Here is a 24,483-nt window from a genome sequence, read left to right as displayed (position 1 = left end):
TTTATCAAGAGGGGGGAAGTTTCACTAATTAATGGCGAATTAGCGTTGAATAAGCTGTCATAATTGTTAAAATGCGCACCTTGTCCTGTTTTTATATTGTTTTTGTTTTGCATCTAATTTGCAGAATTGAGGATAAAGTGATTGAAAACAGAAGCTTAGCTAAGGATTTTTGAATGCTCTCTATTTATTTGACAGATACCCAACAACATGTGCAATTTAATGATTATCCCGGTGATCAGCCTGTTAAGTTTCTGTTAAATCTTAAAAAGATTTTCCCAAGTACAGGTGATCTGTTATTGCCAGTTTTACCTGATGATAATGATCTAGAAAATGTAACATGGGAATCAACTTCAGAAGATTTTGATGTGTTTAAAAAGCTATTAGCTGGATGGGGTGTTATTGAACTACGTTTAAATGCAATTACGGCTTATAAAGATAAAAATTTTGCGAATGAGTTAGTGAAACAAGCTCAAGCGAAACGTAAGAAAACAGCCCAAAAAAATCATGAACTTTCTTTGGTTGCACTTGATTATATTTTTATGCACGAAGTTCACGCATTGATTGATGCAGAATTGGTCACTATTGGTGAGAAATTTTATTTACCAACCTTGCGTGAGCAATGGAAGGGTACAGTTTCAGACCCAGTGCTCAATGGAAAACTCTAATTAAACACAAAAGGTGAATTCATAAAGATTCACCTTTTTTATTTTTATAATTAAATTAATGATTTATAAATTGCTAATTGCTGGTACAAAAGTTTACAAGAAAAGAATGCGTTTTTTTTAAAGTGGCAGATACATTGCTTATATAAATACAAAATTATTGCGGGAGAGAGGTTCGAAAGAACCCGCCGAAGGAGCAACAAGCCCGGAAACTCTCAGGCAGAAGGACTGTAATAATTAAAAAATCTGGAGAGAAGCTTAGATTTATAAGAAGTGAAAATAATAACTTATAAATTATAAACTCACCGAAGGGGAAGATCTAAACGTTAAAAGGTAACGTTGGGGTCGAAACTCTCAGGTACCAATGACAGATGGGCTGTACTGATGAAATGTTTTGCATTTCTGAGGAGTCTGTTATGCCACATGTTATTGTGATAGGTGCGGGAATCACAGGGGTTACCTCTGCCTATGAATTATCGCAACTGGGTTATCAAGTCACAGTGATTGATCGACATCTATATCCTGCAATGGAAACATCATTTGCCAATGGAGGGCAATTATCGGCTTGCAATGCCGAAGTATGGAACCAAAAAGCCACTGTAGTTAAAGGCTTTAAGTGGATGAGGCAAAAAGATGCGCCGCTACTACTGAATCCTTCATTTAGTTTGCATAAGTATAGTTGGCTGGTTGAGTTCTTATCCCATATTAAACACTATGAAGCTAATACGATCGAGACGGTCCGATTGGCATTACTCGCCCGTAAGCGCTTGTTTGAAGTTGCAGAAAAAGAGCAACTTCAGTTTGATTTGGAGAAACGTGGCATTCTTCATATGTATCATAGTAAGGCCGATTATGAGATCGCTAAACAAGTCAATGATGTCTTGAATAAAGGTAAATTGGAACGCTATTCAGTTTCACCTGATGAGATGAAAACGATAGAGCCATCATTAACGGGTGAATATTTTGGTGGTTATTACACACCAAGTGATGCAACGGGGGATATTCATAAATATTCAACCTCTTTGGCTGAAAAGACTAAACAATACGGTGTTGAGTATAAGTTTGGTTTGGACGTCACAGATATTAAGTGTCATCCAGACAAAGTGATCGTAAGTTGTCAGCCAAGCGCAGAGCATCCTTATCTTGTTGAATCCGATAGCATCCAGATCGAAGGTGATGTGCTTGTAGTTTGTGGTGGTGTAGGGAGTTATCAACTCGCCGATATGATTGGAGAGCGAGTAAATGTCTACCCGGTAAAAGGTTATTCAATTACCGTGCAATTAAAAGATGAGCAAAGTGTAAAGAATGCACCGTGGGTAAGTTTACTAGATGAAAGTGCTAAAATCGTGACTTCTCGTTTAGGTAAAGATCGGTTACGCGTGGCAGGGACTGCTGAATTTAACGGTTACAACCGCGACATACGGGCTGATCGTATTCAACCATTGGTGAATTGGGTAAACCGTAATTTCGATATTTCCACTGAGCATGTGGTGCCTTGGGCGGGTTTAAGGCCTATGATGCCTAATATGCTGCCTGTGGTGAAGCAGTCTAAACAACCGCGTATTTTCTATAATACCGGACATGGGCACTTAGGTTGGACTTTGTCTGCGGCGACAGCAGTTTTAGTGGGTCAGGATATTGCTCAAAAATATCCGGTCTAGAAAGTAAAAAGCCAGTGTTTAAACACTGGCTTTTATTTTACGTATTAATCATATAGTCGGTAGATTCCGCTAAAGCGTTCACAGCCTTTTTGTTGGGTTTTCACATTAAGTAAAGCTTTTTGAAAATTAAACTGATATTTACAGTTGTGCTCATTGTCTAAAATTTCACTTTTTTGTTCAGGCGAACTATAGGCCATTAAGGAAATCGTTTGAGTTTCTTTACGGTTATTTGGATTGCGGTATGCTATTCCTTCAATCTTGATTTTATCCTTTGCAAGCTGATGGACTTGAATGTGAACAGGTTGTGCAGCTATACGTCCATTTTCAAACTTAAGATAATGTTGGGTAAGCGTTTGCTTAAGTGATGCATAAAAATTTAAGTCATCAGTACGTAAATCAAACTGTTGCTGAATGCATGTATTACTCTTGCATTGCTGAGTATGTTTAGACCATAACTTTTGTGTATCCTGTAAAAGCTGTAAGGGGGCATCAGTAACTAAATATGCGGAAAGATATTTATTATCGAGTTGTTTCTTCGATTCACTAAATGTTTTTGAGCAGATTTTAAGCTCAGTTCCAGAGTTGGAGCAGTCTATTGATTCTGCAAAGACAAGAGATGAACATAAACAACTCAGTGTCACGGCAAAACTTAATCTTTTCAATTGATTCATATCAGTATTAGACAGCATGATCGCTTATACTTTCAGTCTACTTTGCTAGGTGTACTATAGCGAAACAGAAAGGCTGAATACAAGATTTCTTAAGTTTTTATGGAAGGTAATAGTTATATGGTTGCTCAAATTCGAATTGGACAAGGAATGGATGTACATGCCTTTGAAGCGGGGGACTTCGTTACATTGGCTGGCATTCAAATTCCACATACGCATGGCTTGAAAGCACACTCTGATGGTGATGTGGTTCTTCATGCTCTGTGTGATGCTTTGTTAGGTGCTCTGGCACTCGGAGATATTGGACAACACTTTCCTGACACTGACCCAGAATACAAAGGCGCAGATAGTCGAGTATTGTTAAAGCATGTTTACCAACTCATATTGGATCGCGGTTATCAGTTAAATAATGCTGACATTACGGTGGCTTGTGAGCGTCCCAAATTAGCTAAGCATAATTTGGAAATGCGTCAAAGTATTGCTAATGTTTTAAATGTAGATGTTAATCAAATTAGTATTAAAGCGACGACAACCGAAAAACTTGGGTTTACCGGTCGTCAAGAAGGTATTTTAGCTACAGCAACTGTTCTGGTCTCTCATCACACTAAGTGATCAACCTGTTGCAAAGACTGTTGAAGCTCTAGAGTTGCCTTACGGCCTTGTAGCTGTAAGGTAATGCTATGAATAAGACCTGTCCAAGTTTCATTAGGTTCCCAAATTTCATGGAGTAAATCTTGAGAAGTAGGCATGTCCATATTCATATAAAACTGTCTATAGACATACATGAGGCAACTAGAGCGATCGTTTTTAGTACAGTGAATCCAGACAATTTCATTCTGGACTAAATGATCAATGAGATCGAGTACTAATAAACATTGCTCGGCAGATGGAGTCTCCCAGTCAATTGGAATATGGATATAATTTAAACCGAGGTCTAAACAAATACGATCTTCATTTTCAATATGATTTGGTGCGTTACTTAAAGCGAGATTAATGACTGTACTGCAACCATATTCTTTAATCAGTTTCAGTTGTTCGATTGAGGGTTGAGCTGAACTAAATAAGTGCTCATGAATAACAGAAAAAGTAGGGATTTGAGCTAATGATTGTTCAAGAGTGGTCATGATCGTACTCAGCAAGAGTGAGTTTGGCTTATTGTGTTCAATGTTATACACGATTATATATGAGAGATAAAATACGGCTTGCTTATATATTCGTCAGCCTAAACAAGAATATTAAAAAAATTATACTAAACAAAAGAAGTAATTTAGAAAATAAAAAAACAGCACGATAGAAGTGCTGTTTTAAAGAAAGAAATTAAGCTTATTTCAGATGTTCATTTAGTAAAAATTCCATCAAGGCTTTTTGTGCATGTAGGCGGTTTTCAGCTTCATCCCAGACCACTGCATTTTTATGGTCTAGCATTGTTTCAGAAATTTCTTCACCACGATGGGCAGGTAAACAGTGCATGAACAAACAGTCAGGATGAGCAAGTCCCATTAATTTTTCATTGACCTGAAAAGCAGCAAAGGCTCTTTCACGAAGCTTCTGTTCTTCTTCTTGTCCCATGCTTGCCCATACATCTGTCACGATGAGGTCAGCATTTACAGCAGCGTCTTCTGCATTGTCAAAAACTTCAACACAATGACCAAACTCTGCCAGAAATTCAGGTTTAGGCTCATATCCTTTCGGCGATGCAATTTTGAGTTTAAAGCCCATCATGTGTGCAGCTTCAATATATGAGTTACACATATTATTGCCATCACCAATCCAAGCAACAGTTTTGCCTTTAATGCTACCGCGGTGTTCATTATAAGTCTGTAAATCTGCAAGTAACTGGCAAGGATGATGGTCATCTGTCAAACCGTTAATAACAGGAACTTTTGAATACGATGCAAAACGTTCAACAATGTCATGACCGAAAGTACGAATCATCACAATATCAAGCATACTTGAAATTACACGTGCTGAGTCTTCAATCGGTTCACCACGACCTAATTGTGTGTCGCGAGGCGATAGAAAAATCGCACTACCACCAAATTGATTAATGCCTGCTTCAAAAGAGATACGTGTACGCGTGCTTGATTTCTCAAAAATCATTCCCAATACTTTACCAACAAAAGGTTGGAATACCTTATTGTCATGCTGCATTTTTTTAAGCTCGCTTGCGCGTTCTAAAATGCGATTAAGTTCTAGAGTGGATAGATCACGTAAAGTCAGGAAATGTCTTAGAGCCATGTAGCTACTCCATAATAATTGTTAGGAAATACAACAATTATCTGTTGTTGGCTGGGTGGATGTGGAAAAAAAGAAGTCTACTATACTATAAGCATTTTAAAATGCAAAAGAATTAGACTTTATGGTGGCCCTTGAGGAAAATATCTACGCAATATTCAATATAATCAATAGCTTCTTTCTCATCTGGTAGAGCAGGCATACCCATAATCATACGCCATTCAATATCGCGTAAAATCCCAAAATACATGAGTGAAGAATAATAGGGAGAATTGCATGTAATTTCCCCTGATTTATCTGCAGACTCTAATGCTTGGGTAAGCGTGTTTTGTAAATTGTGTACCCATTTGTCATATAGGTATTGTATGAGCGCAGTATTACACTCGGTCTGTTCGATAATAAGTCGTAAAAAAGCAACATGTTCGGGTTGAATAATGTGAACATAAACACGATTGAGTGTTTGAATAAGATATTCTCTTAAAGTACTTTTTTCTGGTTGGAATGGAATACATACATCTTTAAAAAACATTTCACGTTTATGATCACAAATAGCGGCAAAAAGCCCCTCTTTATTGCCAAAATATTTATAAATAGAAGCCTTAGAGCCACCGGCATGATTAACAATGTCATCAAGTGAAACGGCATCATATCCTTTTTCCAGAAACAGCTCGGTCGCGCTTAACAGAAGAGCTAAACGACGTTCAATACCGCGGCGTGTTTGAGGTTTTTCACATACTGAATGATGTGACTCAAGGACTGAATCATGCATAAAATTTAATAACAACGACTAACTTTGCTTATTTAGTATAGCAAAACTATCTTTAAGGATGGTCATCACTATTTTTTTAGATCAACTGCTGAACACTAAATAAAATAACTTAAAAATTAACTTATATAAAATAGTTGGTTAGATCTATTTTTAGGGTGCTCTAATGATGTAACCTGATGTTCATTTTTAAATTTAATAAAAAAATAAAGCGGCTAAGACATCCTTAGCCGCTTTTCATTTAGGTAATAAGCTTTTTAGGCTTCAGTTTGGGTAACCTTATGTTCATCCTCTTCATCATCGTCTGCAGAATCCATTCCAAGTTCTTTTAACTTGCGAGTTAGAGTGTTGCGGCCCCAACCCAGTAATTCTGCTGCATGGCGTTTGCGTCCACGCGTTTGTTGTAAGGCAGCGTTAATTAACGTGCGCTCAAACATTGGTGTAGCGATATCCAAAATCTTCATTTCACCATTCTTAAGTTTTTGAATTGCCCATTGGTTTAACAGTTCATCCCAATGGTGTAAAGAAATGCGTTCAAATGAAGGGGCAGGTTGTCCAGCATCAGTATTCTTTTGCAATGGAACCTGTTTGAGTTCAGAAGGTAAATCTTCTGGATACACTTCACGCCCGGTGATCATTACAGTTAACCAGCGGCACGTGTTTTCAAGTTGTCGAACATTGCCGGGCCATGGCAACTGTTGCATATAGTCTGTTGTCTCGGTACGTAAGATTTTTGGACTTACGCCAAGCTCTTTACCTGCACGCGCAAGAAAGTGCTGAGCAAGCATTGGGATATCTTCGCTACGGTGAGCAAGTTTAGGAATGTGAATGCGGATCACATTTAAGCGGTGATATAAGTCTTCACGGAAGCGACCTTCGTTTACCAGCTTTTCTAAATCCTGATGCGTTGCTGCAACGATTCGAACATCAACTTTAACTGGGATATGTCCACCTACACGATAAAATTCACCGTCGGCAAGGACACGAAGTAGTCGAGTCTGTGTTTCAAATGGCATGTCACCAATTTCATCAAGGAATAGTGTTCCGCCATTTGCTTGTTCAAAGCGGCCTTGATGCTGAGTGTTTGCTCCTGTAAAAGCGCCTTTTTCATGACCAAACAACTCGGTTTCAATCAAGTCTTTTGGAATTGCAGCCATATTTAAAGCAATAAAAGGCTTAGCACGGCGTGGGGAGTGCTTGTGTAAAGCATGCGCAACTAGTTCTTTACCTGTCCCTGATTCACCATTAATTAAAACGGTAATATGAGATTGAGATAAACGGCCGATGGCGCGGAAAACCTCCTGCATTGCTGGAGATTCACCAATAATTTCTGTTGATTGAAGAGGTAAAGCTGTTTTTGTAGCTTCTTGCTGTTGTAGCTTGTTGATATGCAGGATTGCACGATTTACTAAAGCTAAAGCTTCATCAATATCAAATGGCTTTGGTAAATATTCAAATGCACCTGTTTGATAGCTTGAAACAGCAGATTCTAAATCGGAGTGTGCAGTCATAATAATGACAGGTAAATCTGGATGAGTGTTTTTGACTTTAGATAAGAAAGTTAACCCATCAATCCCAGGCATGCGTATGTCAGTTAAAATGACATCGGGAGCGTCATGATGCAAACGTTCAAGCGCAGTTTGAGCTTCTTCAAAATTGGTAACATCAAAACCCTCTTCTTTAAAGGTCTTTTCCAATACCCATCGCATGGCGCGATCATCATCAATAACCCATATTTTATTTCGCGACACGGTCTGACTCCCAAGGTAAATATAAGCTAAAAATAGTTTTTCCAGGAACAGATTGGCATTCAATCATTCCGTTATGTTGATGCATAATATTCTGTGCAATACTCAGGCCAAGCCCAGTACCTTTTGCTCGTCCAGTAACCAATGGATAGAACACTGACTCCAAAATACTTTCAGGAATGCCTGGTCCATTATCTTCAATGTCGACCCGAACGGTGGATCGATTCAGTACACCATTAATCGTGACAAGACGCTGTATTCGCGTACGTAGAATTAATTCCGGTTCCTGATCTATAAAAAATGCTTTGTTTTCTGTAATGGCTTGAATTGCATTTACACTAATATTGAGCATGACCTGTATTAACTGATCTCGATCGGCATTAACATCGGGTAATGACAAATCATAGTCACGTATAATTTTAATTTTCTTCTTTGTCTGGTTTGCAATAAGAGAGCGTACTCGTTCTAAGGGTTCGTGTACGTTAACATTTTCATAGCTTGGTAGTTGTCTAGAACCTAACATGGTATCAGCCAAGTTAGTTAAACGATCTACTTCATTAATGATGACATCTGTGAATTCTGCATAAGTCTTATCATTTAAACTACGAGCGAGTAACTGGGTTGCTCCCCGAATACCTGCAAGTGGGTTTTTAATTTCATGTGCAACACCACGCACGAGCTGTCTAGCGACCTGATGCTGTTGAACCAGATTTTCTTCTTTTGAAATCTTTAACATGCGATCAATTGGGTTAAGTTCGATCAATAGTAATGGATGGTAGCTTTTACCTGCATTTAATTGAGAAACTGTGTAATCCACATGTAGATCTTTAAAGTTGACATTAATGACAGCTTCTCGACGTGTATAGGGTTGTCCGGTTTTTATGGTGTTCAATAAAGCTTCATGCGTATTAAAAGTATCGTCAGGGGCATGAAGCAAGTTTAAAACGGGCTGTCCTGAAGCACGGAGCAAACTAATGTCAAATAGTGCTTCACAGGCTGAATTTAAATAAAAAATGTTCAAGTTACTATCGATTAATAAAATCGCAGTAGTTAAATTGTCTACCAATAGGCGATAGTCGATAGGGTTGTGTTGATCCATTAGCGAATCGTTCCTGTCTTAAAATAGCGCAATGGCATCTTCTTGGTTTTCGGATTTTCACCGTTATAGAACATGAACGATGCAAAATATACGCCAACTTTGTTTATGGGTTATTTTAAAGTTTTAAGGTACTTAAAAACGCGCTTAAATCGTTCTTTATATCTTTTGATCAAAGCGGATGGCTCAAGTTTAGATAATAACATGATCTAAATTGGTGCAAAGGTGAGTTTTGGTGCAAATGTTGGTTGTATTTTGGTGCATTACACAAAGAGTAGGCTTTCCACCTATGCTTGAGACAAGAAAAGACATACAATACGCGCATTCAAGTGGAGCGCAGATTCATGAAGACCCCCAAAGTCGGTTTTGTTTCTTTAGGTTGTCCTAAGGCATTGGTAGATTCTGAACGAATTTTAACTCAGTTAAAGACTGAAGGTTATCAAGTTGCATCAGATTATGATGGTGCTGATTTAGTAGTTGTTAATACCTGTGGTTTTATTGAATCTGCGGTACAAGAGTCGCTAGATGCAATTGGCGAGGCCATGAGTGAAAATGGTCGAGTGATCGTTACTGGATGCTTAGGTAAAGACGAAGATAAAATTCGTCAAATGCATCCAAACGTTTTAAAGGTTACTGGTGCAGCAGCTTATCAAGATGTGATGGAAGCTGTGCATGAATATGTACCAGCACCACCTAAACATAACCCGTTTGTTGACTTAGTTCCTGAACAAGGAATTCGATTAACACCAAAGCATTATGCTTACTTAAAAATATCTGAAGGATGTAACCATCGTTGTACCTTCTGTATTATCCCAAGTATGCGTGGTGACTTGGTTTCTCGTCCAGTCGGTAGTGTATTAGAAGAAGCTGCTGCGCTTAAAAGAGCGGGTGTTAAAGAAATCTTGGTTATTTCTCAAGATACATCAGCTTATGGTGTAGACACCAAGTACAAGCTTGACTTCTGGAATGGTCAGCCTGTTAAGACAAAATTCTTCGACATGTGTGAAGCACTAGGTCAACTCGGGATCTGGGTGCGTTTACACTATGTTTATCCATATCCACATGTGGATGCGGTAATTGATTTAATGGCACAAGGTAAAATCCTGCCATATCTAGATATTCCATTCCAACACGCAAGCCCACGTATTCTTAAGTTAATGAAGCGTCCGGCTCACAGTGAAAATACACTAGAAAAAATTAAGTTGTGGCGTGAGAAATGTCCTGATCTTGTGATCCGTTCTACTTTTGTGGTGGGTTTCCCAGGTGAAACTGAAGAAGACTTCCAGCTGTTGCTTGATTGGTTGGTTGAAGCTCAACTTGATCGTGTGGGTTGTTTTACCTATTCACCAGTAGAAGGTGCAACGGCAAATGATTTGCCAGATCATGTGCCAGAAGAAATTAAACAAGAGCGTTACGAGCGCTTTATGCAAGTCCAGCAAGAAATTTCTGCTGCCAGATTGCAAAAACGTATTGGTCAAACGATGACTGTTTTGGTCGATAGTTTAGAAGATGAATATCCTGTTGCCGTTGCACGTTCTTATGCTGATGCTCCGGAAATTGACGGTAATGTGTTTGTAGAAGATATCGATAAGAACACTATTCAACCGGGCGATATGTTGGAAGTCGAAATTACCGATGCGGATGAATACGATTTATTTGCAAAGTTAATTAAAATTAAATCGGTTTAATCGAAATATATTAAAGAGCATTCAGTTTAAGAGGTTTTGGAGCAAAGTCATGGCGGAAACAATTAGCCCTCGTTATTCACGTATTCTATTAAAATTATCTGGTGAGGCATTGTCAGGTAATAAAGACATGGGTATTGATGCCCAAGTTTTAGATCATATGTCCCTTTCAATTGCACACTTGGTTGGCTTGGGTGTACAAGTGGGTATCGTTGTGGGTGGCGGTAATTTGTACCGTGGTAGTCAGTTGCAAAAAGATGGCTTGGTTGGTCGTGTAACAGGCGATCAAATGGGTATGCTCGCAACTGTAATGAATGGCTTAGCTATGCGTGATGCTCTAGTCCGTCGTAATATCAGAACTCGTCTTATGTCTGCATTGCCAATTGGTACAGTGGTAGAGTCTTATTCAAGTCGTGATGCTATCCGTCATTTGAGCCAAGGTGAAGTTTGTGTTTTCGTTGCGGGTACAGGAAATCCATTTTTCACAACGGATACAGCGGCATGTTTACGTGGAATTGAAATTGAAGCGAATTTGATTTTAAAAGCGACTAAAGTAGATGGCGTTTATAATAAAGATCCAAGTAAATTTGAAGATGCTGTTAAATACGATCATTTAACCTTTGATCAGGTGTTAGATGAAAAACTTGGTGTTATGGATTTGACCGCTATTTGTTTATGTCGAGACCATAATGTGCCATTGCAAGTTTTTGATATGAATAAATCAGGTGCGTTATTGTCAGTAGTAATGGGTGAAAAAGAAGGGACGCGCGTTACTAAATAATGTACGTGTTACCTAAAGCTCTTTATACTAGCGCTAAATTAAATTTGTTAAATATATCTTTGAATAAATAAGTAAGGTAGATCATATGATTAACGATCTGAAAAAAGACAGCGAACAGCGTATGTTAAAAACTCTAGAGTCTTTGGAACTAGGGTTTGCTAAAGTTCGTACCGGCCGTGCACACCCATCAATCTTAAATGGTGTAATGGTTCCTTACTACGGTTCTGATGTGCCTTTAAATCAAGTAGCAAACGTGGGTATTGAAGACTCTCGTACGCTTATTGTTCAGCCATTTGAGCGTACAATGGTTTCAGCTATTGATAAGGCAATCCGTGAAAGTGATCTTGGTTTAAACCCGATTACAGCAGATGCAATTCGTGTACCTTTACCAGCATTAACTGAAGAAACGCGTCGTGATATGCAAAAAGTTGCGCGTAATGAAGCTGAAAATGCAAAAGTTGCGATTCGTAATATTCGCCGTGATGTATTGGGTGATATCAAAGCATTGCTAAAAGAAAAAGAAATTTCTGAAGATGATGAACGCCGTGCAGGTGATGATATCCAGAAAATTACTGACAAATATGTTGCAGAAGTAGACAAGCGTCTTGCAGCGAAAGAAGCAGAATTGATGAAGGTCTAATTTTTATGACCGATTCTGAAGAGTATCATCTTCCCAAGCATGTTGCCATCATTATGGATGGCAACAACCGCTTTGCAAAAAAAAATCAAATGCAAAAAGGTGATGGGCATCGGGAGGGTAAAAATGTTCTTGATCCTATCGTTGAACATTGTAAAAAAACTGGTATTCGTGCTTTAACTGTTTTTGCATTTTCAAGTGAAAATTGGAATCGACCGCAGTATGAAGTCGATCTGCTTATGAAGCTTCTTGAAGAAACTATTCATGAGCAAATACCTCGCATGAAGAAATTTAATATTGCTTTGCGTTTTATCGGTGATCGTTCTCGATTATCCTCACACTTAGTTGCCTTAATGGAAGATGCAGAGCAACAGACAGCACACCATGACACTATGACTCTAACTATTGCAATTAGTTATGGTGGGATGTGGGACATTGCAAATGCAGCAAAACAGGTTGCTCAAGCAGTTTCCCGTGGTGAATTTGGTGCTGATCAAATAAATGTTGATTTGTTCGAAAAATATGTCAGTCTAAACGATCTGCCAGCTGTGGACCTATTAATCCGTACAGGCGGAGATTATCGCATATCTAATTTCTTGTTATGGCAAGCAGCTTATGCGGAACTGTATTTTACGGATACTTTATGGCCAGAATTTACAGTAAAAGAGTTCGATCATGCATTGAATGTTTTTTCAGGGCGTGAACGTCGTTTTGGCAAAACATCTGAACAAATTCAGCAAGAGAAAATAGAGAATTTATAATGTTAGAGCGGATTGTTACCGCATTGGTACTTGTTGCAGTTGTTTTAGGCTGTATGTTTGCTACGCAATCACATTATCCAATGTTGGTTCTTATGATTGTTGCAGCAGGGGTTGCGGGATATGAATGGTATAAATTAATGCCTCGCGAAACTGCAAATGCTGTTAAACCCAAAGCTTGGTGTTACGGTCTGCTCGTTGCATTTGTTTCAGGTGTTGCCCTATTTTTCCATGATATTGCATTACTTTTGTGGTCTGCTTCAATTTTGACTTGGATTGTAAGTGTATATTGGGTTAAGTCATTTCCTGAATTTGATGGCTGGTATAACGCGACCTTGTATGTGATTGGCATAATTTTAGTCTGTGCTGCGGTAACGTCAATTTTTGTAGTATGGCAGAGTTCACCATGGTGGTTAATGTATCTGTTCTTGCTCGTATGGGGCGCAGATAGTGGTGCTTACTTTGTTGGTCGCAAATTTGGGAAAAGAAAGCTAGCTCCGACTGTAAGCCCTAACAAATCAGTGGAAGGTTTGTATGGTGGTGTCATTACGACCGTAGTAATAATGTTGGTTGTGCAATATCATTATCTAAATTTAACTTTAATTCAGCAAATTCTGTTTCTTATATTGTCATTAATTACAGTATTTGGTTCAGTCTTGGGTGACTTATTTGAATCAATGATTAAACGTCGTGCCGGTATTAAAGATTCTGGCCGTGTTCTACCTGGTCATGGTGGTGTTTTAGATCGTATTGATTCTTTACTTGCTGCAGCCCCGATCTTTGCAACGGGAATGTATATATTAAAACTTATTGGTGTAGATTTATAGATGACACAATCTGTTTGCATATTAGGTGTAACCGGTTCCATTGGTCAAAGTACCTTAAAAATTTTAAATCAACATCCTGATAAGTATTCAGTGTTTGCAGTTTCAGCTCATAGCCGAATTTCTGAGTTGGTTGAAATTTGTAAACAGTTCCAACCAAAAGTTGTGGTTGTTCCAGAGCAAAAAGTTGTCGAATTAACAGCATTATTTGCAGATAATAAATTACAAAATATTGAAATTCTGGTTGGCCAGCAAGGTCTGGTAAGCATTGCTTCTCATCCAGATGTTGATGTGGTTATGGCTGCAATTGTTGGTGCCGCAGGTTTGTTGCCCACTTTGGCTGCTGTAAAAGCTGGCAAGCGGGTATTATTAGCGAATAAAGAAGCTTTGGTTATGTCTGGTGAAATCATGATGCAAGCAGCACGTGATCATCAGGCGTTGTTATTGCCAGTGGATTCCGAACACAACGCTATTTTTCAGTCATTACCTCATAATTATTTAGAAGCCGAAAGAAATGGGCAACCGCAGCAGGGCGTATCTAGAATATTATTAACAGCCTCTGGTGGACCTTTTTTAAACCATTCTTTAGAGCAATTAAAAGAAGTTACTCCTCAACAAGCCTGTAAGCATCCTAATTGGTCTATGGGACAGAAAATCTCAGTTGACTCGGCTACTCTTATGAATAAAGGGTTGGAGTTGATTGAGGCGTGCCATTTGTTTTCAATATCTGAACATTTTGTTACAGTTGTTGTTCACCCACAAAGTATTATTCATTCTATGGTGCAATATGTTGATGGCTCAACATTGGCACAAATGGGTAATCCAGATATGTGTACGCCAATTGCGCATGCTTTAGCATGGCCTGAGCGTTTACAGACTAATGTTCCTGCTTTAAATTTATTTGAGTATTCTCAGCTTAATTTTCAAGCGCCAGATATCCAAAAATTCCCAGCACTTGATTTGGCACGTCAAGCAATGCGTGAGGGAGGTTTGGCACCTACTATTTTAAATGCCGCAAATGAAGTTGCTGTTGCTGCATTTTTAAAGGAACAAATTGGATTTACAAATATTCCACAAGTGGTAGAGCATACTTTGCAAAAATTGGAAAATTCAGTTGCTGAAAATATTGAGTGCATTTTAGATAAAGATGAAATAGCACGACACGTAGCACAGCAATATATATCAAGTATAGGAGGCTGAAATGAGCGCATTATTTATGATTGCAGCAGCAGCTCTTTTACTTGGTCCTTTAATTGCAATCCATGAGTTCGGCCATTACTGGGTGGCACGAAAACTAGGTGTTAAGGTTTTAGTATATTCGATTGGTTTTGGACCTACCTTACTCAAATGGACATCAAAAAAATCTGGCATCAAATATCAGCTTTCAGCTTTACCATTGGGCGGCTATGTAAAAATGCTTGATGAGCGTGAAGGTAATGTTGCAGAGCAGGATTTACCTTATGCATTTAACCGTCAAAAACCATGGAAACGTATAGCAATTGTTGCAGCTGGTCCATTAATTAATCTGATTTTTGCTGTCTTACTTTTCTGGATCTTATTTTTACCTGCACAAGAGCAACTGAACACTAGAGTCGGTAAAGTTATACCAAACTCACCAGCAGCAACTGCACAAATGCAAGTCGGCGACAAGATTATTGCGGTTGATGGAAAAGAAACGCAAACTTGGGAAAAACTTAACTTTGCTTTGATTGATCGTGTAGGTGAAACGGGTAGTGTAAATATTGATGTAGACCGTGCCGGTACTGAGAAAAATATTGTTTTACCGATTAAAGACTTCTTGAAAAATCAGAATGAATCAGCTTTAGATGTGTTAGGTTTTTTACCATATCGTCCTGTTATTCCAGCTGTTATCACTGAATTGACTCAAGATGGAGCTGCAATTCGTCAAGGAATGAAAGTAGGTGACCGTATTGCTTCAATTAATGGTCAAGCAATGAAAGACTGGTTTGATGTTGTCGAAGTAGTACAACATTCTCCAGAAAAATTACTCAATATTGATGTTTTACGTAATGGTCAATTAGTTCATTTGCAAGTCATGCCTCAAGGGAAAAAGGATAACATGGGGCAAGTGAGCGGTGTTTTGGGCGTGAAAAGTGATGCAGGAAAAATTACAATTCCTGACGAATATAAGCAAACAATTCAATATACTCCAATACAAGCTTTCGAGATGTCACTAGATAAAACTGGTCAGATCTCTAGCATGATATTGAGTTCAATAGTAAAAATGGTTAAGGGTTTAATTGGTTTAGAGAATCTTTCTGGACCAATTACAATCGCGAAAGTAGCGGGACAAAGTGCAGAAATGGGATGGCAGACTTTTATCTCATTTATGGCTTTAATGAGCGTAAGTCTTGGAATTTTAAATTTATTACCAATTCCAATGCTAGATGGTGGACATCTGGTTTATTACATTATTGAAGCTATTCGAGGGAAGCCTGTTTCTGAACAAATACAAATGTTTGGTCTAAAAATTGGTATGGTACTGCTCGGTAGTATGATGCTTTTGGCTTTATTTAATGATTTTATGCGTTTGTAAACGTATATGGACTTATAACTTACTGGAAAAAACTGGCATGCGGCACACACATTTTTTAATGCCTTTGGCACTTGTTAGCGCTATGGCGGCGGTACAACAAGCATATGCAGCTGATGATTTCGTTGTTCGAGATATTCGCGTAGATGGGTTGGTCCGTCTTACTCCTGCAAATGTTTATACTATGTTGCCAATCAACAGTGGCGATCGCGTTAATGAACCGATGATCGCAGAAGCAATTCGAACATTGTATGCCACTGGACTTTTTGACGATATTAAAGCATCAAGAGATAACGATACTTTAGTTTTTAATGTCGTAGAGCGCCCAATTATTTCAAAGCTTGAATTTAAGGGTAATAAACTTATTCCTAAAGAGGCATTGGAACAAGGCCTCAAAAAAATGGGAATTGCTGAAGGCGAAGTTTTCAAGAAATCGGCTTTACAAACAATTGAAACTGAATTAGAGCAGCAATATACCCAGCAAGGTCGTTACGATGCTGATGTAACCGTTGATACGATCGCTCGTCCAAATAACCGTGTTGAACTTAAATTAAATTTTAATGAAGGTACAGCCGCTAAAGTTTTTAATATCAATATTATTGGTAATACTGTCTTTAAAGACAGCGAAATTAAACAAGCCTTTGCAGTTAAAGAAAGTGGTTGGGCTTCTGTTGTAACGCGTAATGATCGTTATGCTAGAGAGAAAATGGCAGCGAGCCTTGAAGCTTTGCGTGCGATGTATCTCAATAAAGGTTATATCAATTTCCATATCAATAACTCACAGCTTAATATTAGTGAAGATAAAAAGAACATCTTTATTGAAGTTGCTGTAGAGGAAGGCAGTCAGTTTAAATTTGGTCAAACTAAGTTTTTAGGTGATGCACTTTATAAACCTGAAGAATTACAAGCTTTAAAAATCTATAAAGATGGCGATACTTATTCACAAGAAAAAGTGAATGCTGTTAAGCAATTATTATTGCGTAAATACGGTAATGCTGGTTATTACTTTGCAGATGTGAACGTTGTTCCGCAAATTAATAATGACACAGGTGTTGTTGACTTAAATTACTATGTAAATCCAGGTCAGCAAGTTACTGTGCGTCGTATTAATTTTACAGGTAACAGTAAAACTGCCGATGAAGTATTACGTCGTGAAATGCGTCAAATGGAAGGCGCTTTAGCGAGTAATGAAAAAATTGATTTGTCTAAGGTTCGTTTAGAGCGTACAGGATTTTTCAAAACTGTTGATATTAAACCAGCTCGTATTCCAAACTCACCAGATCAGGTGGATTTAAACGTAAATGTTGAAGAACAACACTCGGGAACCACAACATTAGCGGTAGGTTACTCACAAAGTGGCGGTATCACATTTCAGGCAGGTTTGAGTCAAACTAACTTTATGGGAACGGGTAACCGTGTTGCGATCGATTTATCTCGTTCTGAAACTCAAGATTACTATAACTTAAGTGTTACCGACCCTTACTTTACAATTGATGGGGTAAGCCGAGGTTATAACGTTTACTATCGTAAAACGAAACTAAATGATGACTATAACGTTAATAACTACGTTACCGATAGTTTCGGTGGTAGTTTAAGTTTTGGTTATCCAATTGATGAAAATCAAAGTTTAAGTGCTTCGGTTGGTATTGATAATACTAAAGTAACGACAGGTGCATACGTATCTACTTATGTGCGTGACTACTTATTAGCAAATGGCGGTAAAGCAACAAGTAAGGGTTCATATTGCCCATTAGATCCTGAAGGTAAATCTCAAATCGATAGTAAAACTGGGGAATGTTCGGTCACCCCAGAAACATATGATAATGCGTTTGAAGGTGAATTCTTTACCTATAATCTGAATTTAGGTTGGTCATATAACACATTAAATAGACCAATTTTTCCAACTTCAGGTATGTCACATCGTGTAGGTCTAGAAATTGGTTTGCCAGGTAGTGATGTTGATTATCAAAAAGTAACCTATGATGCTCAAGCATTCTTCCCTATCGGAAGTACAGGTTTTGTACTTCGTGGCTATGGTAAGTTGGGTTACGGTAATGATTTACCATTCTATAAAAACTTCTATGCGGGTGGTTATGGTTCAGTTCGAGGATATGATAACAGTACTTTGGGACCTAAATATGCAAGCGTAAATTTACAAGAAACTAAGTCTAATGACCCTTCACCAGAAGAAGTGGGTGGTAATGCTTTAGTTCAGTTTGGTACAGAGCTCGCTTTACCATTGCCATTCAAAGGAGATTGGACTCGTCAAGTACGTCCAGTTTTATTTGCTGAGGGTGGTCAAGTTTTTGATACTAAATGTGACATTAATAATACTGCCTATGGAACTAAAGGTATGATGATTAATGGTCAGCAAATTGATGATGTTAGAAAATACTGTGAAGATAACTATGGTTTCGATTTAGGTAATATGCGTTATAGCGTAGGTGTTGGCTTCACATGGATCACCATGATCGGACCATTATCTCTTAGCTATGCATTCCCTCTAAATGATAAGCCTGGTGATGAAACTAAAGAGATCCAGTTTGAAATCGGTCGTACTTTTTAAGTACGACTTGACTAAACATGAAATAAGGACACAAATTTAAATGAAAAAATTAAATATATTAATGTTAGGACTAGGTCTGACAGTTTCTGCTATGACTAACGCTGCGGGTTATGGTGTTATTGATCTTGCAAAAGTTGTTGAAAACAGTGCTTATTTGAAACAACAAAACGCAAGTTTAAATCAATCAGTTAAACCTACAACAACTCGTCTTGAGCAGTTGGGTAAAGAGTTGGAAGGCCTTCAGCGTCAAGCCCAAACACAAGGGCAAAAAATGAAAGAAGATGATATTAAAAAGCTTCAAGCGCAATATCAGACAAAACTCAATGAATTTAATTCGACTCAACAAGGTTTGCAGTCTAAAGTTCAAACTAGTTTGCAAGGAATGAATTCAACTTTTGAGAATCGTGTGAAGCAAGCAGCTGAACAATTACGAAAAGAAAATAATCTTGACTTCATTTTGAATAAAAATTCAACTGTTGCCTATGACGCTAAATATGATTTAACTGATAAAATGATACAAAAGGTTAATTCAATGAAATAAATTAATGAAAGTGCAACATTATCGTTTAGATGAACTAGCTCACCTCGTAAATGGTGAGCTAGTAGGTACGGGTAGTCTTCAATTTATAAACTTAGCAAGTTTAGAAAATGCTGAAACTCATCAAATTGCTTTCGTGAATGGCGAAAAGTATATTGATCAAGCAAAGGCTAGCCGTGCGGGTGCGTATATTGTTACGAGCCTTATTAAAGAACAGCTTCCTGATAAACAAAATTTTATTATTGTTGATAATCCGTATTTAGCTTTTGCCATACTTACTCATGTTTTTGAGAAAAAAATCACATCGGTAGGTATAGAAAGTACAGCTCAAATTCATCCTTCTGCGATCATTTCCGAAACAGCATATATTGGCCATTACGTCGTCATTGGCGAAAATTGTGTGGTAGGTGATAATACGATTATTCAGTCTCATACTCGACTGGATGATAATGTGGAAATTGGAAAAGATTGTTTTATTGATGCTCATGTCACCATTACTGGTGAATCTAAATTATCTGATCGTGTGCGAGTTCACGCAAGTACTGTAATTGGTAGTGAAGGCTTTGGCTTTGCGCCATATCAAGGAAAGTGGCATCGCATTGCTCAATTGGGCTCAGTTATTATTGGTAATGATGTTCGTATTGGTTCAAATTGTAGTATTGATCGAGGTGCACTCGACGACACGATTTTGGAAGATGGGGTAATTATTGATAACCTTGTGCAAATCGCGCATAACGTTCATATTGGTTCAAATACAGCTATCGCTGCTAAATGCGGAATTGCTGGTAGTGTTAAAATTGGCAAAAACTGTATTCTAGCAGGGGCTTGCGGTGTATCAGGGCACCTTTCTATTACCGATAATGTGACTTTGACAGGAATGTCAATGGTCACAAAAAATATTTCTGAAGCTGGAACTTACTCTTCAGGAATTGGATTGTTTGAAAATAGTCATTGGAAAAAGACAATTGTACGCTTGCGACAATTAGCAGATGTGCCATTGACCCAAATCACTAAACGACTTGATCATATACAAGCTCAAATAGAGTCTCTTGAATCAACCTTTAATTTGCGTAAATAGAATATTATGACCGAGTCAACTACACCTAAATTTGCCATCCCTGAATTACCAATGCAGATTCAAACGATTCGTCAATATTTGCCGCATCGTTACCCATTCTTATTGGTTGATCGTGTGACTGAAGTTACTGACAATAGTATTGTTGGCTATAAAAATGTGTCTATCAATGAAGAGTTCCTACAGGGACATTTCCCAGAATATCCAATTATGCCTGGTGTTCTAATTGTAGAAGCATTAGCTCAAGTTTCAGGCGTTCTAGGGTTTATTATGAACAATGAAACGCCAAAACCTGGTTCTTTATTCCTCTTTGCTGGTGCGGAAAGAGTTAGATTTAAAAAACAAGTAGTTGCCGGTGACCAACTTGTATTAAAATCTGAATTAGTAATGCAAAAACGCGGTATCTACAAATATAACTGTACGGCTACCGTTGACGGTATTGTAGCAACAACCGCTGAAATTATGATTTCACACCAAAAAACAGAGCAGGCATGAGCAATCACGACTTAATTCATTCTACGGCCATTATTGATCCATCTGCAGTGATTGCTCCAGATGTCCAGATAGGACCTTATTGCGTTATCGGTCCAAATGTGACGATTGGTGCGGGTACTAAGCTACATTCACATGTAGTAGTGGGTGGTTTTACCAAAATTGGTCAAAATAATGAGATTTTCCAGTTCGCAAGTGTTGGTGAAGTTTGCCAAGACTTGAAATATCAAGGTGAAGAAACTTGGTTAGAGATTGGTGATCATAATTTAATTCGTGAGCATTGCAGTTTACATAGAGGAACTGTGCAAGATAATGCTTTAACTAAAATAGGAAGTCATAACCTATTGATGGTTAATACACATATTGCACATGATTGTATTGTTGGTGATCATAATATTTTCGCGAATAATGTGGGTGTTGCCGGACACGTACATATAGGTGATCACATCATTATTGGTGGTAATTCTGGCATTCATCAATTCTGTAAAATCGATTCTTACAGTATGGTGGGTGGAGCATCACTAATTTTAAAGGATGTACCAGCTTACGTTATGGCTTCTGGTAACCCAGCCCATGCATTTGGTATTAATATCGAAGGAATGCGTAGAAAGGGTTGGTCTAAAAATACAATTCAAGGTCTCAGAGAGGCTTATAAGTTAATTTTTAAATCAGGGCTTACCTCTGTTCAAGCTGTTGAGCAGATTAAAAATGATATTCTTCCGAATGTTCCTGAAGCTCAATTATTAATTGACTCTGTTGAACAGTCAGAACGTGGCATTGTGCGCTAAGACAATATATTAAAAAAAGACACTGCAATATGCAGTGTCTTTTTTTTGCTTAAAATTATTATTTATTAAAAAATTTGGCTTCTTCAGATTTTGGATACTGATTTAGGATTTTAGTTTTATATTGGTTTGCTGAGGCTGGATTTTTATCGACATCTTTAACAATGCTATAGAGTTGATACAGGGCACGAGGAGCTTTACTCGAATTTGGATATTGAGTTGCTACTACATTGTAGTTCTTTTTTGCCTCATTGTAGTTTACTGGATCAGTTGCTAAATTAAATTCAGCTAACCAAAAGTAAGCATTTCCAGTATAAACACTATTTGGATGATTTTTAATAAAGTTTTGCATTGGAGCGATGGCTTTTTTTGCGCCACCCTGCTTATAGGCGTCTAAAGCTACAGTGTAAGCAGCCTTTTCAAGCTCTACTGGGTTTGATTGATTTTGTGCTGGTGGTTGAGACGCTTCTGGTTGTGGTGGAGGAGTGGGAGATGGGCTGCTTGTTGGTGGGGTAGCATTTACTACTTTATTATCTACTGTGGAGGTTCCTGTGCTTGCCGTAGCTGGAGTATCACTGTTCCCAGAATTATCTGGTTGTGCACTTTCAGGATCAACTTTTTGATTAAGGAGTTCTAAGCGCTGATCTAGGTCAGTATAACGATTAGATAAATCTTTTTTCAATTGTTCAATATCGTTTGATTGCTCTTCTAATTGCCCACGTAAGGTACGTATATCATTTTCTAATTGTTGGTTTTTTTGCATTAATTCCCAGTTTAGGTTACTAGGTACCGAAACATTATTAGAAGAAGTGTTAGTTGGACTACCACCGCTTTGGCTTAAACCGCGAGACTCAATTGGAATGTTGGCATAGAGAGAGGTAGTGCTCATTAAGGCAATAAATAATAAAGAATGCTTCATCAATCGCATGAGTATAGGTCCATAATTTTATGTAAAAGCCAACTTGGGAAAGGAATATATAAACTATTCTCTTAACTATCTAAGGTTTTAATTGGTTAATGCAATTAAAACAGCTAACAATATAAATGCAAGAATAGTTTACAATCTTCAAGCATATTTTATCCAAAATAAGATACAAAAAAGAATAAGGGAGATGGAAGTATAAAAAGTTATGTATTTTTGCTGATGAATTAATCAATCGAAACATAAACTTGCTTAAAACTAGGAAGAAGGCTTGCAACTCTTTTAAAAATCTCTATACTTTGTCTGGCAATGGTAGCCCTGCTGGTGGCTTCGCAATTGTACTCTGTGAACCCCGCCAGGACCGGAAGGTAGCAACGGTAGCAGATCTATGATGTGCCGAAGTTTTGCTAGTGGGGCTGCCACCATTTCTATTAGTCCATTCTCCGTTGGACTGCTTTAATAATTACATCTAAATCAAATCCTCTATATTGTAAAAATCTAATTTGTTTTGCTTTAAGCTTTGGATCTTTTTCTACTTCTTCACCAAATTTTTTCACTTTGAGCTCATATGCTTGCTCTACCCAATCAATATCATGAATTTCATCTGCAATTAAATCATTTTCAAGCTGTTTGGTTTTTAAAGCTTGTTGAATGCGTTTTGGTCCTCTACCTTTACGAATTTGGCTAGCAAGCATTTGTTCAGCAACACGTTGATCACTTTGATAATTTTGTTCAGATAGCTCTTCAACGAGTTGCTTAACCTCTTCTGGGTTCTGAGCATAACGAGTCAATTTTTCAGTAAGTTCTGCTTTTGAATAGTCTCGGCGAGTTAGTAAAGCAAATGCATACGAGCGTAAACGCTGGCCAGTAAGCGGAGTTCGTTGTTGAGACTGTTCTTCAGTTCTTTTGAACATATTAGGATTCCCTTGTAAAAAAACGCCCCGAAGGGCGTTTTATGAAGAATGAGCAATTAAGATTCTAATAAAAGATCAGCTTCTTCCTCATCTTCAACTTGAGCAGTATTAGTACCTGTTGTTAACAGCTGTTCACGGATATTACGTTCAATCTCTCCAGCCATTTGAGGGTTCTCTTCAAAGTGGCGAATAACATTGTTCTTACCTTGACCAATTTTATTACCTTGATATGAATACCAAGCACCTGCTTTTTGTACGATATCTTGCTGTACAGCTAAATCTACAAGTTCACCTAGCTGGTTTGTGCCTTTACCATAGAGAATTTGGAAAAGAGCCTCTCTGAAAGGAGGAGCCATTTTGTTTTTAACAACTTTAACTCGAGTTTCAGAGCCGACGATTTCATCGCCTTCTTTTACTTGACCAATACGGCGAATATCTAAACGTACAGAAGCGTAGAACTTCAATGCGTTACCACCAGTCGTGGTTTCAGGGCTACCAAACATTACCCCAATCTTCATACGAATCTGGTTAATGAAAATAACCATACAGTTTGAGCGTTTAGCATTACCAGTAATTTTACGAAGTGCCTGACTCATTAAGCGAGCTTGTAAGCCCATATGAGAGTCACCCATCTCACCTTCAATTTCTGCTTTAGGGGTAAGAGCAGCGACTGAGTCGACAACAATCATATCAATTGCGCCAGAACGAACTAGCATATCCGCAATTTCAAGAGCTTGTTCACCGTTATCAGGCTGTGATACAAGCAGGTTATCAATGTCTACACCGAGTTTACGTGCATATTGTGGATCTAATGCATGCTCTGCATCGATAAATGCACAAGTACCGCCAGCTTTTTGACATTGTGCAATCGCTTGTAAAGTCATTGTGGTTTTACCAGAAGATTCTGGACCATAAATCTCAACAATACGACCTTTTGGTAAACCGCCAATCCCCAATGCAATATCTAAAGTCAAAGAGCCTGTAGATACAGCTTCAACAGCTTGAACAGTGTTGTCACCGAGACGCATCACCGTATTTTTGCCAAATTGTTTCTCAATTTGACTTAGCGCGGCTTGTAATGCTTTGCTTTTATTCTCATCCATCTCAAAAACCTCA

The 24,483-nt window shown here is 38.1% G+C and carries 24 protein-coding genes, 1 other RNA gene and 1 riboswitch; of the genes, 16 read left to right on the top strand and 9 right to left on the bottom strand.

Going from position 1 to position 24,483, the window contains the following annotated elements:
* Window positions 1-173: 173 nt before the first annotated feature.
* Both ACPF64_RS15135 and ACPF64_RS15130 read left to right on the top strand, forming a co-directional pair.
* Window positions 174-665 carry a hypothetical protein gene (locus ACPF64_RS15135; protein WP_092707038.1) on the top strand — a complete coding sequence of 164 codons (492 nt, stop codon included), beginning with the start codon at window positions 174-176 and terminating at the stop codon, window positions 663-665.
* Window positions 666-815: 150 nt separating this feature from the next.
* Window positions 816-903: riboswitch (glycine riboswitch) on the top strand.
* Between the two features lie 175 nt (window positions 904-1,078).
* A complete protein-coding gene (locus tag ACPF64_RS15130) occupies window positions 1,079-2,323 on the top strand; it encodes a D-amino acid dehydrogenase (protein ID WP_426454263.1) in 1,245 nt (414 codons plus the stop codon).
* Window positions 2,324-2,367: 44 nt separating this feature from the next.
* On the opposite strand, the gene ACPF64_RS15125 is transcribed toward ACPF64_RS15130, so the two are convergent.
* Window positions 2,368-3,012, bottom strand: coding sequence for an A1S_1983 family putative colistin resistance protein (locus ACPF64_RS15125; protein WP_270902205.1), 645 nt, complete (start codon window positions 3,010-3,012; stop codon window positions 2,368-2,370).
* 99 nt (window positions 3,013-3,111) lie between these two features.
* Between ACPF64_RS15125 and ispF the strand changes: the two genes are divergently transcribed.
* Window positions 3,112-3,603: a 2-C-methyl-D-erythritol 2,4-cyclodiphosphate synthase gene (gene ispF / locus ACPF64_RS15120; protein WP_004643119.1), complete on the top strand. Its 492-nt coding sequence runs from the start codon at window positions 3,112-3,114 to the stop codon at window positions 3,601-3,603.
* Here ispF and ACPF64_RS15115 read toward each other — a convergent pair.
* From ACPF64_RS15115 to glnL, 5 genes are all read right to left on the bottom strand, one after another.
* Window positions 3,591-4,115: a protein tyrosine phosphatase family protein gene (locus ACPF64_RS15115; RefSeq protein ID WP_004643117.1), complete on the bottom strand. Its 525-nt coding sequence runs from the start codon at window positions 4,113-4,115 to the stop codon at window positions 3,591-3,593. The genes ispF and ACPF64_RS15115 overlap by 13 nt on opposite strands.
* A 199-nt stretch (window positions 4,116-4,314) precedes the next feature.
* Window positions 4,315-5,229 carry an ornithine carbamoyltransferase gene (argF, locus tag ACPF64_RS15110; protein WP_003652194.1) on the bottom strand — a complete coding sequence of 305 codons (915 nt, stop codon included), beginning with the start codon at window positions 5,227-5,229 and terminating at the stop codon, window positions 4,315-4,317.
* Window positions 5,230-5,341: 112 nt separating this feature from the next.
* A complete protein-coding gene (locus ACPF64_RS15105; RefSeq protein WP_426454259.1) occupies window positions 5,342-5,995 on the bottom strand; it encodes a TetR/AcrR family transcriptional regulator in 654 nt (217 codons plus the stop codon).
* Window positions 5,996-6,249: 254 nt separating this feature from the next.
* Window positions 6,250-7,743 carry a nitrogen regulation protein NR(I) gene (gene glnG / locus ACPF64_RS15100; protein WP_005039979.1) on the bottom strand — a complete coding sequence of 498 codons (1,494 nt, stop codon included), beginning with the start codon at window positions 7,741-7,743 and terminating at the stop codon, window positions 6,250-6,252.
* Entirely contained in the window at window positions 7,730-8,839 is a 1,110-nt protein-coding gene (gene glnL / locus ACPF64_RS15095; protein ID WP_003652188.1) for a nitrogen regulation protein NR(II), read from the bottom strand. The genes glnG and glnL overlap by 14 nt, the downstream gene beginning before the upstream one ends.
* A 341-nt stretch (window positions 8,840-9,180) precedes the next feature.
* On the opposite strand from glnL, the gene rimO reads away from it, so the two are divergent.
* The 12 genes from rimO (at window position 9,181) to lpxA (ending at window position 21,534) form a co-directional block, all read left to right on the top strand.
* A complete protein-coding gene (rimO, locus tag ACPF64_RS15090; RefSeq protein ID WP_080027282.1) occupies window positions 9,181-10,524 on the top strand; it encodes a 30S ribosomal protein S12 methylthiotransferase RimO in 1,344 nt (447 codons plus the stop codon).
* 49 nt (window positions 10,525-10,573) lie between these two features.
* Window positions 10,574-11,302, top strand: coding sequence for a UMP kinase (pyrH, locus tag ACPF64_RS15085; protein ID WP_003652185.1), 729 nt, complete (start codon window positions 10,574-10,576; stop codon window positions 11,300-11,302).
* 85 nt (window positions 11,303-11,387) lie between these two features.
* The gene (frr, locus tag ACPF64_RS15080) at window positions 11,388-11,942 is read left to right on the top strand and encodes a ribosome recycling factor (protein WP_004791853.1); all 555 of its coding nucleotides are present in this window, start codon (window positions 11,388-11,390) and stop codon (window positions 11,940-11,942) included.
* 5 nt (window positions 11,943-11,947) lie between these two features.
* Complete coding sequence (uppS, locus tag ACPF64_RS15075) at window positions 11,948-12,700, top strand: polyprenyl diphosphate synthase (RefSeq protein ID WP_416658143.1); 753 nt, start codon at window positions 11,948-11,950, stop codon at window positions 12,698-12,700.
* Complete coding sequence (locus tag ACPF64_RS15070; RefSeq protein WP_005039985.1) at window positions 12,700-13,524, top strand: phosphatidate cytidylyltransferase; 825 nt, start codon at window positions 12,700-12,702, stop codon at window positions 13,522-13,524. The genes uppS and ACPF64_RS15070 overlap by 1 nt, the downstream gene beginning before the upstream one ends.
* Window positions 13,525-14,721, top strand: a complete 1,197-nt coding sequence (ispC, locus tag ACPF64_RS15065) for a 1-deoxy-D-xylulose-5-phosphate reductoisomerase (RefSeq protein ID WP_003652181.1) — start codon at window positions 13,525-13,527, stop codon at window positions 14,719-14,721. It begins immediately after the preceding gene.
* 1 nt (window position 14,722) lies between these two features.
* Window positions 14,723-16,078 carry an RIP metalloprotease RseP gene (rseP, locus tag ACPF64_RS15060; RefSeq protein WP_426454254.1) on the top strand — a complete coding sequence of 452 codons (1,356 nt, stop codon included), beginning with the start codon at window positions 14,723-14,725 and terminating at the stop codon, window positions 16,076-16,078.
* A 37-nt stretch (window positions 16,079-16,115) separates the two neighbouring features.
* On the top strand, window positions 16,116-18,641 hold the full coding sequence (bamA, locus tag ACPF64_RS15055; protein WP_406935589.1) for an outer membrane protein assembly factor BamA: 2,526 nt from the start codon (window positions 16,116-16,118) through the stop codon (window positions 18,639-18,641).
* Window positions 18,642-18,681: 40 nt separating this feature from the next.
* Window positions 18,682-19,182, top strand: a complete 501-nt coding sequence (locus ACPF64_RS15050) for an OmpH family outer membrane protein (protein ID WP_336170215.1) — start codon at window positions 18,682-18,684, stop codon at window positions 19,180-19,182.
* Between the two features lie 4 nt (window positions 19,183-19,186).
* Window positions 19,187-20,257 carry a UDP-3-O-(3-hydroxymyristoyl)glucosamine N-acyltransferase gene (gene lpxD / locus ACPF64_RS15045; RefSeq protein WP_426454251.1) on the top strand — a complete coding sequence of 357 codons (1,071 nt, stop codon included), beginning with the start codon at window positions 19,187-19,189 and terminating at the stop codon, window positions 20,255-20,257.
* Between the two features lie 6 nt (window positions 20,258-20,263).
* Window positions 20,264-20,749, top strand: coding sequence for a 3-hydroxyacyl-ACP dehydratase FabZ (gene fabZ, locus ACPF64_RS15040; RefSeq protein WP_003652176.1), 486 nt, complete (start codon window positions 20,264-20,266; stop codon window positions 20,747-20,749).
* Window positions 20,746-21,534, top strand: coding sequence for an acyl-ACP--UDP-N-acetylglucosamine O-acyltransferase (gene lpxA, locus ACPF64_RS15035; protein ID WP_003652175.1), 789 nt, complete (start codon window positions 20,746-20,748; stop codon window positions 21,532-21,534). Before fabZ ends, lpxA begins: the two co-directional genes overlap by 4 nt.
* A gap of 58 nt (window positions 21,535-21,592) precedes the next feature.
* Here the strand turns inward: lpxA and ACPF64_RS15030 are convergent, their stop codons facing one another.
* Window positions 21,593-22,459, bottom strand: coding sequence for a YbgF trimerization domain-containing protein (locus tag ACPF64_RS15030; protein ID WP_426454248.1), 867 nt, complete (start codon window positions 22,457-22,459; stop codon window positions 21,593-21,595).
* Between the two features lie 313 nt (window positions 22,460-22,772).
* Between ACPF64_RS15030 and ffs the strand changes: the two genes are divergently transcribed.
* Window positions 22,773-22,869: signal recognition particle sRNA small type (ffs, locus tag ACPF64_RS15025), an RNA gene on the top strand.
* Between the two features lie 15 nt (window positions 22,870-22,884).
* Here the strand turns inward: ffs and ACPF64_RS15020 are convergent.
* On the bottom strand, window positions 22,885-23,367 hold the full coding sequence (locus tag ACPF64_RS15020) for a regulatory protein RecX (RefSeq protein WP_426454246.1): 483 nt from the start codon (window positions 23,365-23,367) through the stop codon (window positions 22,885-22,887).
* Between the two features lie 56 nt (window positions 23,368-23,423).
* A complete protein-coding gene (gene recA / locus ACPF64_RS15015) occupies window positions 23,424-24,470 on the bottom strand; it encodes a recombinase RecA (protein WP_005040004.1) in 1,047 nt (348 codons plus the stop codon).
* Between the last annotated feature and the right edge of the window lie 13 nt (window positions 24,471-24,483).

Origin of the sequence: Acinetobacter sp. KB005 (assembly GCF_049949095.1) — a bacterium.
Lineage (GTDB): Bacteria > Pseudomonadota > Gammaproteobacteria > Pseudomonadales > Moraxellaceae > Acinetobacter > Acinetobacter calcoaceticus.
The sequence above is the reverse complement of the archived record's forward strand: the minus strand, read 5'-3'. Positions and strand labels throughout refer to the sequence as shown.